The 12,947-nt window shown below is 67.5% G+C and carries 13 protein-coding genes, 2 tRNA genes and 1 rRNA gene; 3 read left to right on the forward strand and 13 right to left on the reverse strand.

The genetic code is table 11. The features are described from left to right. The 7 genes from E1267_RS14565 to E1267_RS14595 all read right to left on the reverse strand — a co-directional run. Positions 1-77, reverse strand: a 16S ribosomal RNA gene (locus E1267_RS14565); the annotation flags it as partial. A 439-nt stretch (positions 78-516) separates the two neighbouring features. Beyond that, positions 517-3,090 (reverse strand): valine--tRNA ligase, encoded by a 2,574-nt coding sequence (locus E1267_RS14570; protein ID WP_132332986.1) that lies wholly within the window; start codon positions 3,088-3,090, stop codon positions 517-519. Between the two features lie 72 nt (positions 3,091-3,162). Next, positions 3,163-4,446 (reverse strand): ATP-dependent Clp protease ATP-binding subunit ClpX, encoded by a 1,284-nt coding sequence (gene clpX, locus E1267_RS14575; protein WP_132332987.1) that lies wholly within the window; start codon positions 4,444-4,446, stop codon positions 3,163-3,165. 184 nt (positions 4,447-4,630) lie between these two features. Beyond that, positions 4,631-5,254: an ATP-dependent Clp protease proteolytic subunit gene (locus E1267_RS14580; RefSeq protein ID WP_132332988.1), complete on the reverse strand. Its 624-nt coding sequence runs from the start codon at positions 5,252-5,254 to the stop codon at positions 4,631-4,633. An 11-nt stretch (positions 5,255-5,265) separates the two neighbouring features. Further along, the gene (locus E1267_RS14585) at positions 5,266-5,898 is read right to left on the reverse strand and encodes a ClpP family protease (RefSeq protein ID WP_132332989.1); all 633 of its coding nucleotides are present in this window, start codon (positions 5,896-5,898) and stop codon (positions 5,266-5,268) included. Between the two features lie 368 nt (positions 5,899-6,266). Continuing rightward, positions 6,267-7,658: a trigger factor gene (gene tig, locus E1267_RS14590; RefSeq protein WP_132332990.1), complete on the reverse strand. Its 1,392-nt coding sequence runs from the start codon at positions 7,656-7,658 to the stop codon at positions 6,267-6,269. 167 nt (positions 7,659-7,825) lie between these two features. Then, entirely contained in the window at positions 7,826-8,692 is an 867-nt protein-coding gene (locus E1267_RS14595; RefSeq protein WP_132332991.1) for a helix-turn-helix domain-containing protein, read from the reverse strand. A gap of 234 nt (positions 8,693-8,926) precedes the next feature. Between E1267_RS14595 and E1267_RS14600 the strand changes: the two genes are divergently transcribed. Further along, entirely contained in the window at positions 8,927-9,406 is a 480-nt protein-coding gene (locus E1267_RS14600; protein WP_132332992.1) for an ATP-binding protein, read from the forward strand. Between the two features lie 78 nt (positions 9,407-9,484). Here E1267_RS14600 and E1267_RS14605 read toward each other — a convergent pair whose 3' ends face one another. The 4 genes from E1267_RS14605 to E1267_RS14620 form a co-directional block, all read right to left on the reverse strand. Continuing rightward, positions 9,485-9,985 (reverse strand): DinB family protein, encoded by a 501-nt coding sequence (locus E1267_RS14605; protein ID WP_132332993.1) that lies wholly within the window; start codon positions 9,983-9,985, stop codon positions 9,485-9,487. A gap of 11 nt (positions 9,986-9,996) precedes the next feature. After that, positions 9,997-10,743, reverse strand: coding sequence for a hypothetical protein (locus E1267_RS14610; RefSeq protein ID WP_132332994.1), 747 nt, complete (start codon positions 10,741-10,743; stop codon positions 9,997-9,999). A 38-nt stretch (positions 10,744-10,781) separates the two neighbouring features. Continuing rightward, complete coding sequence (locus E1267_RS14615) at positions 10,782-11,231, reverse strand: DoxX family protein (RefSeq protein WP_132332995.1); 450 nt, start codon at positions 11,229-11,231, stop codon at positions 10,782-10,784. A 238-nt stretch (positions 11,232-11,469) separates the two neighbouring features. Next, positions 11,470-11,546: transfer RNA gene (locus E1267_RS14620), tRNA-Pro, on the reverse strand. A gap of 89 nt (positions 11,547-11,635) precedes the next feature. On the opposite strand from E1267_RS14620, the gene E1267_RS14625 reads away from it, so the two are divergent. After that, positions 11,636-11,706: transfer RNA gene (locus tag E1267_RS14625), tRNA-Gly, on the forward strand. 21 nt (positions 11,707-11,727) lie between these two features. Here the strand turns inward: E1267_RS14625 and E1267_RS14630 are convergent. Continuing rightward, positions 11,728-11,994, reverse strand: coding sequence for a hypothetical protein (locus tag E1267_RS14630; RefSeq protein WP_132332996.1), 267 nt, complete (start codon positions 11,992-11,994; stop codon positions 11,728-11,730). A gap of 96 nt (positions 11,995-12,090) precedes the next feature. On the opposite strand from E1267_RS14630, the gene E1267_RS14635 reads away from it, so the two are divergent. Next, positions 12,091-12,714: a nucleoside/nucleotide kinase family protein gene (locus E1267_RS14635; protein ID WP_132332997.1), complete on the forward strand. Its 624-nt coding sequence runs from the start codon at positions 12,091-12,093 to the stop codon at positions 12,712-12,714. Positions 12,715-12,766: 52 nt separating this feature from the next. Here E1267_RS14635 and E1267_RS47885 read toward each other — a convergent pair whose 3' ends face one another. Further along, a complete protein-coding gene (locus E1267_RS47885; RefSeq protein ID WP_372513659.1) occupies positions 12,767-12,844 on the reverse strand; it encodes a 50S ribosomal protein bL37 in 78 nt (25 codons plus the stop codon). Positions 12,845-12,947: the final 103 nt, after the last annotated feature.

The raw sequence follows: 12,947 nt of genomic DNA on the forward strand, positions 1-12,947 counted from the left end.
GGGCCTTTCCGCTCGACTTGCATGTGTTAAGCACGCCGCCAGCGTTCGTCCTGAGCCAGGATCAAACTCTCCAAAAAAGGTCTGAACCCAACCAACAAAAAGGAATCCGTCAACACCAGCCACAAAAGGGCCGATGGACGGGGTTGTGCATCATGCACTGGCTTTTAACACACTGTTGAGTTCTCAAGAAACGCACGCATACATCCCCGTCAAGATCTTTACCGACCCTGCCGCGGAGGCTTACACACTTCGTTTCCTCAAGGTTACCCGATATGGACGATCCTTGTCAAACCGCCCGATTCGGGATCTTTAGGACGTGCCCCACTTGGAGGCAACCCTCTTAACTTACTCCAACATCCGGCCGCTGTCCAATCGCGTGGCTGGACCGCCCGGAAATCGAGGTGTGATCAAAAGGATGTCGGGGTTGACTACCCCGCCTGTAAGACTGTAGCAGCCCCGACGGGGTCGAAGGTCCGTTCTCAGGTAACGAATAGGCTTTCCCGTCGGGGCTGTGTCTCAAACCCCGAGCCGGGCGAGCTGTGCCTCGAGCCGCGCGATGTCGGCGGACGCCTGCTCGGCGCGGCTCCGCACCTTGGCCACCACGTCATCCGGCGCCTTGGCCATGAACTGCTCGTTGCCCAGCTTGGCCGCCGCCTGCGCGGCTTCCTTACGGGCGGCTGCGAGGTCCTTCTCCAGCCGCTTACGCTCGGCCACGACGTCGATGGCGCCCGCCGTGTCGATCTCCACGCTCACCTTGCCCACGGTGAACCGCGCCGTGGCCTTGAACGACTCCGCCGGCTCGGTCAGGCGCAGCAGCGCGCGGATGGCCGTCTCCTGTCCGGCCAGCGGCGTGCCGGCCAGCCCAAGGCGGGCGGCCACCTTCTGGCCGGGCTTGAGCCCTTGGTCGGAGCGGAACCTGCGCACCTCCGTCACCAGCTCCTGCAGCGCACCGATCTCGGCCTCGGCCGCGGGGTCGGCGTAGCGGGGCTCGGCCTTCGGCCACGGCGCCACGACCACGGACTCGCCGCGGGTCACGGCCCGCCACAACTCCTCGGTCACGAACGGCGTCAGCGGGTGCAGCAACCGCAGCAGCGCGTCGAGTACGTGGCCGAGCACGAGCCGGGTGTGCTCCAGGCCCTCACCGAGCTGGATCTTGGCCAGTTCGAGATACCAGTCGCAGACCTCGTCCCAGGCGAAGTGGTAAAGCAGGTCGGAGGCCTTGGCGAACTCGAACTCCTCGAAGGCCGCGTCGACGGCCGTGATGACCGTCTGCAGGCGCGAGAGGATCCACCGGTCCGCCGGGGTCAACTGCGCGTCGTCGAGGGAGCCCACGGCGGCGCCGTTCATCAGGGCGAAGCGGGTGGCGTTCCAGATCTTGTTGCAGAAGTTGCGGGAACCGGCCGCCCACTCCTCGCTCACCGCGACGTCGGCGCCGGGGTTGGCGCCGCGCAGCAGCGTGAACCGGGTGGCGTCGGCGCCGAAGCGCTCGATCCAGTCGAGCGGGTCGGCCACGTTGCCGAACGACTTGGACATCTTCTTGCCGTATTGGTCGCGGACCATGCCGTGCAGCGCGACGACACGGAATGGCGGCTCGCCGTCCATGGCGTACAGGCCGAACATCATCATGCGCGCGACCCAGAAGAACAGGATGTCGTAGCCCGTGACCAGCACGGAGGTCGGGTAGAAGCGCTGGAGCTCTGGGGTCGAGTCGGGCCAGCCGAGGGTCGAGAACGGCCAGAGCCCTGAGGAGAACCAGGTGTCGAGGACGTCGGGGTCCTGCGTGTAGCCGGCGGGTGGCTCCTCGTCGGGGCCCACGCAGACGACCTCGCCGCCCGGGCCGTACCACACCGGGATGCGGTGGCCCCACCACAGCTGGCGGGAGATGCACCAGTCGTGCATGTCGTCGACCCAGTCGAAGTAGCGCTTGGCCAGCTCGGGCGGGTGGATGCGGGTGCGCCCGTCGCGGACGGCGTCGCCGGCGGCCTTGGCCAGCGGCGAGACGTTGACGAACCACTGCAGCGACAGCCGGGGCTCGACCACGGTCTTGCAGCGCGAGCAGTGGCCGACCGAGTGCAGGTAGGGCCGCTTCTCGGCGACGATGCGGCCTTCGGCGCGCAGGGCCGCGACCACTGCGGGCCTGGCCTCGAAACGGTCGAGCCCCTGGAAGGGCCCGTGCGCGGTGATCACTCCGCGCTCGTCCATGACGGTCAGCGACGGCAGCGAATGACGCCGCCCGATCTCGAAGTCGTTGGGGTCGTGGGCGGGGGTCACCTTGACCGCTCCGGTGCCGAACTCGGGGTCTACGTGCTCGTCGGCGACCACCGGGATCATGCGGCCGGTGAGCGGCACCTCCACGAGCGTGCCGATCAGGTGCGCGTAACGCTCGTCGGAGGGGTGAACGGCGACGGCCGTGTCACCGAGCATGGTCTCGGCGCGCGTGGTGGCGACCACGATCTCGTCGGAGTAGCGGATCGAGACGAGCTCGCCTTCGTCCTCGCCGTGCTCAACCTCGATGTCGGACAGCGCGGTCAGGCAGCGCGGGCACCAGTTGATGATGCGCTCGGCGCGGTAGATGAGCCCATCGTCGAACAACTTCTTGAACATGGTCTGCACGGCCCGCGAGAGGCCGGGATCCATCGTGAACCGCTCGCGCGACCAGTCGACGCTGTCACCGAGCTTGCGCATCTGGCCGAGGATGCGGCCCCCGGACTCCTCCTTCCACGCCCAGACCCGCTCGACGAACGCCTCGCGGCCCAGATCGTGGCGTGACAAGCCTTCCTTCGCCAGCTCTCGCTCCACGACGTTCTGGGTGGCGATGCCGGCGTGGTCCATGCCCGGCAGCCACAGGGTCTCGTGGGCCTTCATCCGCGCCCGGCGCGTCAGCGCGTCCTGGATGGAGTGGTCGAGTGCGTGCCCGATGTGCAGGACGCCCGTCACGTTGGGCGGCGGGACGACGATGCTGTACGGCTCGCGCGTGCTGCCCGGATCGGCGTGGAAATAGCCCTCGGACACCCAGCGGTCGTAGCTCCGGGTCTCGACGTCGGCCGGGGTGTATTGGGTGGGCAGCTCTGGCGTTGTCACAGTGACCAATTCTAGGGAGGCGGGAAAGCAGAACGCCCCATGGTTCGCGACCACGGGGCGTCCGGCGTGAACGAATGCGGCTCAGGCCGACTTTTCGCGCGGTGTGCGCTGCTGCTTGGCGGCGAGTTGGTCGCGCGGGACGAGCGTCGGGATCGCGTGCTCGATCACGGACTCGCGGGTGATGACCACGCGGGCGACGTCTTGCCTGGAGGGCACTTCATACATGACGGACTGGAGCACCTCCTCCAGGATGGCGCGCAGCCCGCGAGCGCCGGTGCCGCGCAGGATGGCCTGGTCGGCGATCGCTTCCAGGGCGCCGTCGGTGAACTCGAGCTCGACGCCGTCGAGCTCGAGCAACTTGCGGTATTGCTTGACCAGCGCGTTGCGGGGCTCGGTGAGGATCTGGATGAGCGCCTCGCGGTCGAGGTTGTGCACCGAGGTGATGACGGGCAGGCGGCCGACGAACTCGGGGATCATGCCGAACTTCAGCAGGTCCTCCGGCATCACGTCGCCGAAGACGTCGGCGGTGTCGACCTCTTCCTTCGACCGGATGATGGCGTTGAAGCCGATGCCCTTCTTGCCGATGCGCGATTCGATGATCTTTTCCAGGCCCGCGAAGGCTCCACCGCAGATGAACAGCACGTTGGTCGTGTCGATCTGGATGAACTCCTGGTGGGGGTGCTTGCGGCCGCCCTGCGGAGGCACCGAGGCCGTGGTGCCCTCCAGAATCTTCAGCAGCGCCTGCTGCACGCCCTCGCCGGAGACGTCGCGCGTGATCGACGGGTTCTCGCTCTTGCGAGCGATCTTGTCGACCTCGTCGATGTAGATGATGCCGGTCTCGGCCTTCTTCACGTCGTAGTCGGCGGCCTGAATGAGCTTGAGGAGGATGTTCTCGACATCCTCGCCGACGTAGCCGGCCTCGGTGAGCGCGGTGGCGTCGGCGATGGCGAAAGGCACATTGAGCATCTTCGCCAGGGTCTGCGCCAGGAGCGTCTTGCCGGAACCGGTCGGCCCGAGCAACAAGATGTTGCTCTTGGCCAGCTCAAGGCCGTCATCCCTGCCCCGGTCGCCGGACTGCACCCGCTTGTAGTGGTTGTAGACCGCCACCGAGAGCGCCTTCTTCGCCTTGTCCTGACCGATGACGTAGGCGTCGAGGAACTCGTAGATCTCCCTCGGCTTGGGCAGGTTGTCCCACTTGAGCTCGGAGGACTCGGAGAGCTCCTCCTCGATGATCTCGTTGCAGAGATCGATGCACTCATCGCAGATGTAGACGCCTGGACCGGCAATGAGCTTCTTGACTTGCTTCTGGCTCTTTCCACAGAACGAGCACTTCAGCAGGTCTCCCCCGTCGCCGATGCGTGCCACCCCAGATACTCCTTTGCGTGGGACCGCCCTGCTCACGCGAGCAGTGTCTCCGGACATCCTCCGGACTAGGCCGAACCGCTCAGGTTTCGACGTTACCGTCTTCTGGGCCCTCAGTGAGCCCCCTAGCGGCGAGTCGCACCGGAACGTGCCCTATTGGGCAGCGCTCCGGCGCGTCACGTCTCGTCTAGGAAGCCACGGCCTGAGCTCGCTTCTTCCTGGACGGGATGATGTCATCGATCAGACCATACGCCTTCGCCTCGTCCGCGTTGAGAATTTTGTCGCGTTCGATGTCCTTGCGGATTTCGGCGGAGGATTTGCCCGAGTGCCTCGCCACGATCTCCTCGAGGAGGGTGCGCATGCGGAGGATCTCGCGGGCCTGGATCTCGATGTCGCTGCCCTGACCGCCGCCCTCGGTGGACGGCTGGTGGATCAGCACCCTGGCGTTGGGCAGCGCGAACCGCTTGCCGGGGGTGCCGCCGGCCAGCAGCACGGCCGCGGCGGACGCGGCCTGACCGAGGCAGACGGTCTGGATCTCCGGCCGGACGAACTGCATCGTGTCGTAGATCGCCGTCATGGCCGTGAACGAGCCGCCCGGCGAGTTGATGTAGATGCTGATGTCACGGTCGGGGTCGAGCGACTCCAGCGTCAGCAGCTGGGCCATCACGTCGTTGGCCGACGCGTCGTCGATCTGCACTCCGAGGAAGATGATGCGGTCCTCGAAGAGCTTGTTGTACGGGTTCATCTCCTTCACGCCGTAGGACGTGCGCTCGACGAAGGAGGGGAGAACGTAACGGCTTTCGATGTTCATGTCAGCTCCCCCTAGGAGACCGGGCCCTGCGTGGGCACCTGTCGTGCACTGCGCACCACGTGGTCGATGAAGCCGTAGTCCTTGGCCTCTTCGGCCGTGAACCAGCGGTCACGGTCGGAGTCGGCCTCGATCTGCTCGAGCGGCTGCCCGGTGTGGTGGGCGATCCGCTCGGCCAGCGTCTTCTTCACGTAGAGCATCTGCTCGGCCTGGATGGCGATGTCGGCGGCGGTGCCGCCGATGCCGCCGGACGGCTGGTGCATCATGACACGGGCGTGCGGCAGGCCGTAACGCTTGCCACGGGCGCCGGCGGACAGCAGGAACTGCCCCATCGAGGCGGCCATGCCCATGACGACCGTGGATACGTCGTTAGGCACGTATTCCATCATGTCGTAGATCGCCATGCCCGCACTCACCGAGCCACCGGGCGAGTTGATGTAGAGCGTGATATCGCGGTCGGGATCGTCGGCCGCGAGCAGCAGCAGCTCTGCGCAGATGCGGTTGGCGATCTCGTCGTTGACCTCCTGCCCGAGAACGATGATGCGCTCGCGAAGCAGGCGCTGGTAAAGCTGGTCCTCAAGCCGGAAGGCGGAGCCGTTCTCACGGCCTCGAGACTCAGGCTGATAGAAGGTCGGCGGGCTGGTCACAGCGTCACCTTCCGATGCGTCGTAATCGATGGGCTTTGCTTGTGACCCTAACGCGCCCGGCCTACAGGTCATGCCCGGTCCCCCGTACTGTTCGCTGACGGCGCAGGTTCGAGCGAATGGTTGCCTGTTACGCTTCTTCGGCTTGTGCCGGTCTTCGTCCCGCGTGACCCCGGAACGCGTACGGCGGCCTCCCCGAGACGGCCTGAGAGGGCGGGTGCCGCGCGATGGTCCCGGGGCGCCGACCGCAGACGCCCGCGGCCCCCATCGCTCCGCACAAGCCATCTGAGCGCTTCGCCCTGTGCCGGATGCGTCAGGTCATGACAGAGCCCCCGGACCGATGGGTCCAGGGGCTCCGGTCGGCTCAGGCGTCAGGCGTCGGCCTTCTCGCCGTCGGCCCTGTCGTCCTCGGCGGCCTCTTCCTCATTGGCCTCGCTGCCGTTGATCTCGCTGTAGATGCCCTTGAGGTCGACCTCGTTGCCCTCGGTGTCGACCACCTTGGCGGCGTCGCCGATCACCGACTTGGCCTTGTCACGGACGATCTCGACCATGGCCAGCGTGAGCTGGTCGTTGTCGGCGAGGTGCTTGGCCAGCTCGTTGGGCTGCACGCCCATCTCCATGGCCCGGCGGACCACGAAGTTGGTCAGCTCCTGCTCGGAGACGCCCAGCTCCTCGGCCTTGACGACCTTGTCGAGCACGAAGCCGACCTTGAGCGCTTTGGCGGCGCTGCTCTCGAACTCGGTGAAGCGCTCCTCCTCCGTCGTCTGGTAGAGGCGGAAGAAGGCCTCACGGCTGAGGCCGCTCTCGGCCACCTGGTGGTCGAGGTTGTGCTTGCGGGCGTCGACCTCGGCCTTGAGCGCGCTGTCGGGGAGCGGGATGTCGATCTTGTCGAGCAGGGCGTCGAGCGCCTTGTCGCGGGCCTGCACGACCTGGTCGATCAGCTTGTTGCGGCGGGCCTGCTCGCGGATGCTGGCCTTGAGCTCCTCCAGCGTGTCGAACTCGCTGGCGAGCTGGGCGAACTCGTCGTCGAGCTCGGGCAGGACCTTCTCCTTGACCGACTTGACGTTGATGATCACATCGGCTTCCTCGCCGGCGTTGTCGCCGCCGACCAGCTCTGTCTTGAAGCTCTTCTCCTCGCCCGCGGACATGCCCTCGAGCGCGGAGTCGAGGCCCTGCAGCACGGAACCGGCGCCCACTTCGTAGGACACCTCGCTGGCCTGCTGCTCCTCGATGTTCTTGCCGTCGATCTCGGCGCGCAGGTCCATGACGACGAAGTCGCCGTTGGCGGCGGGCCGCTCGACGCCGGTCAGTGTCGCGAAACGCTGACGCAGCGCGTCGAGCTGGTCGTTGACGTCGTCGTCGGAGACCTCGGCGGGGTCGACCGTGACCTCGACGCCCTCGTAGTCGGGGACCTCGAAGTTGGGCCGGATGTCGACCTCGGCGGTGAATTCGATCTGCTCACCGTCGTCGATCTTCGTGACCTCGATGTCCGGCTGGCTGACAGGGAACACGTCAACCTCGTCGACGGCCTGGCCGTAAAGCTTGGGCACCGCGTCGTTGAGGGTCTCCTCCAGCACTACCGCCCGGCCGAAGCGCTGCTCGATGATGCGGGCCGGAACCTTGCCAGGCCGGAACCCGGGGACGCGCACCTGCTGCGCGACCTTCTTGTATGCCGCATCCATGCTCGGGCGCAGCTCGTCGAACGGCACCTCGACGGTGAGCTTGACCCGGGTCGGGCTGAGCTCCTCGACAGCGGTCTTCACGGAATGGTCTCCTTGATCATGCTACGAGTGATCGCGGGCGCGTCTCATCGGTTTCGGCTCACGCGCCGCGCCCACATGAGCGGTGTCGGGCATGCTCCGCCACGGCGGGATCCAACGCCGACTGCCAGTCTAGGGCAGATGCACACCCGACAACGACGCCACGGCTCTCAGAACTCGTCCGAGATGGTCCGCAACAGCTCGATCGTCTCGTCCGGGGTGGTGCTGACGGCGCACAGCCGCTCCATCACCTCGGTGTACCTGTCCACGTCCTCACGCTTGTCGAGGTAGAGGGCGCTGGCGAGTTGTTCGACGTACACGACGTCCGGCAGGTCGTTGTCGGGGAAGCGCAGGATGCTGAATGCCCCGCCCTCCGCACTGTGCCCGCCGAAGCTGAACGGCATGATCTGAATCGTGATGCTGGGCTGGCGCATCAGCTCGATGAGATGCTCGATCTGTGCTTTCATCACCTCGGCGCCGCCGATGGGCCGGCGTAACGCGGCCTCGTCGATCACCGCCCAGAAGATGGGCCCGTCGGGCTTGTCCAGGATCCGCTGGCGCTCCAGCCGGAGGTCCACCCGCCTGGCGATCTCCTCGGCTCCGATGCCCGCCGCCCCGGCGGTCACCACGGCCCGGGTGTACTCCTTCGTCTGCAACAGTCCCGGCACGAACTGGACCTCGTAGGTTCTGATCCTGGCGGCGGCCTCCTCAAGGCCGACGTACGCCTGGAACCACGTGGGCAGGACGTCGTTGAACCGGTGCCACCAGCCCGGCTCGTTGGCGGTGGCGACCAGGTCGAGCACGGCGGCACGGGCCTGTGGGTCCTCGACGCCGTACAACGTGAGCAGGTCCGCCACGTCGCGCTCCTTGAACCCCACCCGGCCGAGCTCCATGCGGCTGATCTTGGATTCGGAGCCCCGGATGAGGTGGCCCGCCTCCTCGCGGGTGACGTTCTTCGCTTCCCTGAGCTTGCGCAGTTGGGAGCCCAGGAGGATGCGCAGCGCCGTCGGCCCGGAACCCGGCTGGTTCTGCGTCACTTGCTTCCTCCTATCAAGGTCCGCACACACAGTGACACCACATCGCCAGGTATGACAAGGTCCCAACCCCGTGTCCGATTCAGCGGCCGACACGCTGATGCCGCTCGCTCCTGCACAATGCAACTGCACGTGCATCTGGGTCTTGCAGCGACCCGGCCGCGTGACCCATGATGGGTTGGTGCATATTGGGCCAAACGTGCACTAACGAAGGTTGAACGGGGAGGTATCGGCAGCATGGTGGAGGATCCGCTGGCCACTGCCGATTGCCTGCAGATCACCCGCGAGGTCGGTTTCGACCACCTTCTCATGGGCGAGAAGCCGTACACGACCTCGTGCCCGCTGCCCTTCCAGGCCGACTCGGTCAAGACCGCCAGGGACGTGACACGCTCGACCCTGTGCGGCTGGGGCCTGCACGACCTGAGCGACGACGCCGCGCTGGTGGTGTCGGAGCTGGTGACCAACGCCGTCAGGTACGCGATGTACGCGCGTGGGCGGCGCGGGATCGAGCTGCTGCTGATGCGGGTCGCGCCCCACGTGCTGCTGGCGGTGGCCGACCCGAGCGACGAGGTGCCGCGGCCCAAGAACCCCGACTTCATCTCGGAGAACGGGCGCGGCCTCTACATCGTCGAGACGTACAGCCAGCGCTGGGGCTGGGACCCGCTCGCGAGCGGCGGCAAGGCCGTCTGGGCGCTCTTCCACGCCGACGCCCCCTGACAGACCCCTCATTTCCGGTACGGCCCCCCTGTACCTGTCGTCGGGGACGGTGGTCGGCCGACGGCAGGTACAGGGGCCCTACTCGCCCGTCGCGCCGTCGATGCGCTCGCGCAGCAGGTCGGCGTGGCCGTTGTGGCGGGCGTACTCCTCGATCATGTGGACGAGGATCCAGCGGTGCGAGTAGTCGGAGCCTCTGTGCTCGCCGACGGCGTCCAGCGGGGTCGCGGCCGAGATCGCGCGGGCCCGCTCGACCTCGGCCCGCCACGTGGCGAACGCCTCCTCGACGGAGGCCTTGCCGGCGCCGTTGAAGTCGGCGTCGTTGTCGCGGTCCTTGTCCCAGAGCTTGGGGATGTCCTCGCCGTTCAGCACCCGGCGGAACCAGGAACGTTCGACGTGCGCCATGTGCCTGAGCAGGCCCAGCAGCGACAGCGTGGAGGGAGGCGCGGAACACAGGCGCAGCTGATCGTCCGTGAGGCCCGCGCACTTGACCGCCAGGGTGCCGCGGTGCCATTCGAGCCAGTTGTTCAGGACGGTCCGTTCGTCGCCTGTCCGGGGTGGGGGAATGCGGGTGTCAGTCATGGAACCCGACTTTATCCGGCGGCCCGTGCGCGGCTCCGCTCTGCCTGGAGGAGGCGGGACGCCGTCGCGCGTACGCTCTCGTCCCTGACGCCGGCCACGAAGTCGTCCGGCGTGTCGCCGCACACCTGGCGCAGCCGTGGGATCTCGTCCAGGAGGGACTGGATGAGCGCTCTCTGCGGCGTCAGCCGGCGGGGGCGGCCTTCGTCCAGGACGCAGCCGTGCTTACCCGCGTAGACGAAGGGTGGCGGGAGGTGCGGGCCCGGCTCCAGCCTGACCGGGTGCGTGAGCGTCCGCCTCGTGTAGTTGGGCTCGGTGAGATCGAGGGCGGCGAGTTGGCGCTCGTCCAGCCAGAGCACGAACAGCCTGGACGTCTCGCCCGGCGTGTCGATCGGCGCGGCCGGCACGTAACCCCACCTGCTCACGTGGGCCGAGACTCCGGGGGCGATGCCCGGCACGTCGGCGAGCGTCATGGGGACGACGGGGCGTACGCCATGGCCGAGGAACTTTCTGCGCAGCTGACTCGGCGCGGCGTTGGAACCCACGGCGACGACGCGGTGGCGAGCCGTCAGCGGCAGGCAGCCCCGGTGTGCCAGCAGTGCGCTGAGCGGCTCGCCCGCGACGCCCCACTCCCCCGGGTCGTCGCCCTGAGGCTGGAGCGGCATGTACGCGTCGTCGGCGAGGACCCCGGAGGCCGCCGGGATCCGGCCTGGATAGGTGAGCGGGCGGGAGATCGGATCGTCGTCGAACAGTTCGAGCATGTCCTTGCCCGTGACGGGAGCGGGACCACACAGTCTATTTACCGCCGGGTGACGGCCGCCCACAGCCGGGTCGTGCTCTCCCATCGTCCCCACGCGATCACGGCGCAGAGCACGAGCGTGGCCAGCGGCATCACCACGCCTCCGCCCGACACGAACAACTCGGTCAGCGTCGCGCCCACCATCAGCCCGGCGAGCGCCAGGCCCGCAGGACCGGCCAGCCGCGGCACGAACAGCGCCGCCGCCCCCGCCACCTCCAGTACGGCCACCAGGTTGCGGAACCAATCCCCGAACCCGATGGCCTCGAACGTGGACTTCGCCGGTTCCACGTTCGAGAACTTGCCCATGGCCGACATGAGGAAGAAACCGGCCACGACTACCTGGAGAATCCACAGGAGGACGGTCAGGGCGCGCCCGCGGGCGGGCGTACGGTCGGCGGCCTTGCCCTGTGCGGTGGTCACGGCGCGCTCTCCCCTTGTCGATCTGCTCATGGCTCCGACGCTAGGGCCCCGGGCGGGCCTGGGGGAATCGGCCTGGCTACCCGGCAGGGGTGCACGTAGATGCACCCCTGCACGCGCCGTTCGGCCAAGTGGCAGCGCATGTCACCCGCGTCCTACGCTGCCCTTCCGGCTGCGCCCCATGGAAATAGACCCACGTCTTCCTGCGCCTTACAGGACGAAACCCCCGAACCCGTAGGTTCGAGGGTTTCCGATGTCCTGAGACATCACATGGTCGGGGCGACAGGATTTGAACCTGCGACTTCTTGCTCCCAAAGCAAGCGCGCTGCCAAGCTGCGCCACGCCCCGTCTCGCCGAGTGCGCATGCGGTCCGCGACTCCGGTACGCTTACGACCTGACGACCGGATGAAGTCTAGACCAGACTTCGACCGGTTCGCGCGGACGTAGCTCAATGGTAGAGCCCTAGTCTTCCAAACTAGCTACGCGGGTTCGATTCCCGTCGTCCGCTCTCGTGAGCACGAAGGCCAGGTCACACCTCACCGAGGGCCTGGCCTTTGTCGTGCCGGGTGAAGGTGAACATGTGCCGCCCCGCGACCATGGGCTGCGGGGTGCCGGTGAGACGGTGGACGCCGTAGCCGGTGCCCGGTTCCGACAGCCATTCGCGGTCGTAGCCGCGGTCCTCGAACCATCGGCAGACCTGCGGCACGGCAGGTGTCGAGTGCCGGCCGGATGCGCTGCTGCACGACCGCAGGCGTTGCGCCAGCCGCGAACGGGGCCGTCGTACTCGTCGTGCCACGTCCGCCAGTCCATGGGCGGATTCTACGATCGGACGCCTCTCGGCGCCTCCGCCACGCGCGTCGGCCCGGCGGCGGGCGCTCGTAAGGTGGTGCTGATGCGTGCGCGACCGATCTTCCGTGACGTTCTCGTCGGCGAGCTGGCCGAGCGGGTCGCCCGGTGGCCGCGCGAGCGGTGGGTGCGGGTGGCCGTCGACGGAGCGCCCGCGGGGCGGCCGGAGACGCTGGCCGACGACCTCGTGGCACCGCTGAGGCTGCGTGGGCGGCCCGTGCTCCGGGTTTCCGCGGGCGACTTCCTGCGGCCCGCGTCACTGCGGCTGGAGCACGGCAGGGACGATCCCGACGCCTTCTACGAGGACTGGCTCGACGTCAAGGCGCTGCGCAGGGAGGTGCTGGACCCCTTGGACGAGCACGGCTCCGGGCGGGTGCTGCCGGCCCTGTGGGACAGCCGGATCGACCGGGCGTACCGGCTGCCGTACGAGGAGCTGCCGCCGGGCGGGGTGGTCGTCGTCGACGGGACGCTGCTGCTGGGGCAGGGGCTGGCTTTCGAGCTGACCGTGCATGTGTGGTTGTCGGCGGCGGCGCTGGAGCGCCGTACGCCTGAGGAGGAGCGGTGGCGGTTGCCCGCATACGAGCGGTACGAGCGCGAGGTGCGGCCGCAGGAGGCGGCCGACGTCGTGATCAGGGCCGATCACCCGGACCGGCCCGCGCTCCTGCTCTGAGCCGGCTCCTGCCGGGCTGTGCTGGGGGTGGCCGCCGGCGGGCGGCCACCTGTCAGCGTGCGGTCGGGCGCTTGCCGTGGTTGGCCTTTTTCTTCTTGCGTGCCCTGCCTTTGCGTGCTCGCCTGGCCATCAGTACGCCTCCCGGATGATCGGTGTGCTTTCAACCTCTCTTTCCCCCTTGAACAGCGCAAGCGATCCGTAACGACCTAACATTCCCCAACAGCGTCGTGTCA

It is taken from the genome of Nonomuraea longispora, assembly GCF_004348345.1.
Classification (GTDB): domain Bacteria; phylum Actinomycetota; class Actinomycetes; order Streptosporangiales; family Streptosporangiaceae; genus Nonomuraea; species Nonomuraea longispora.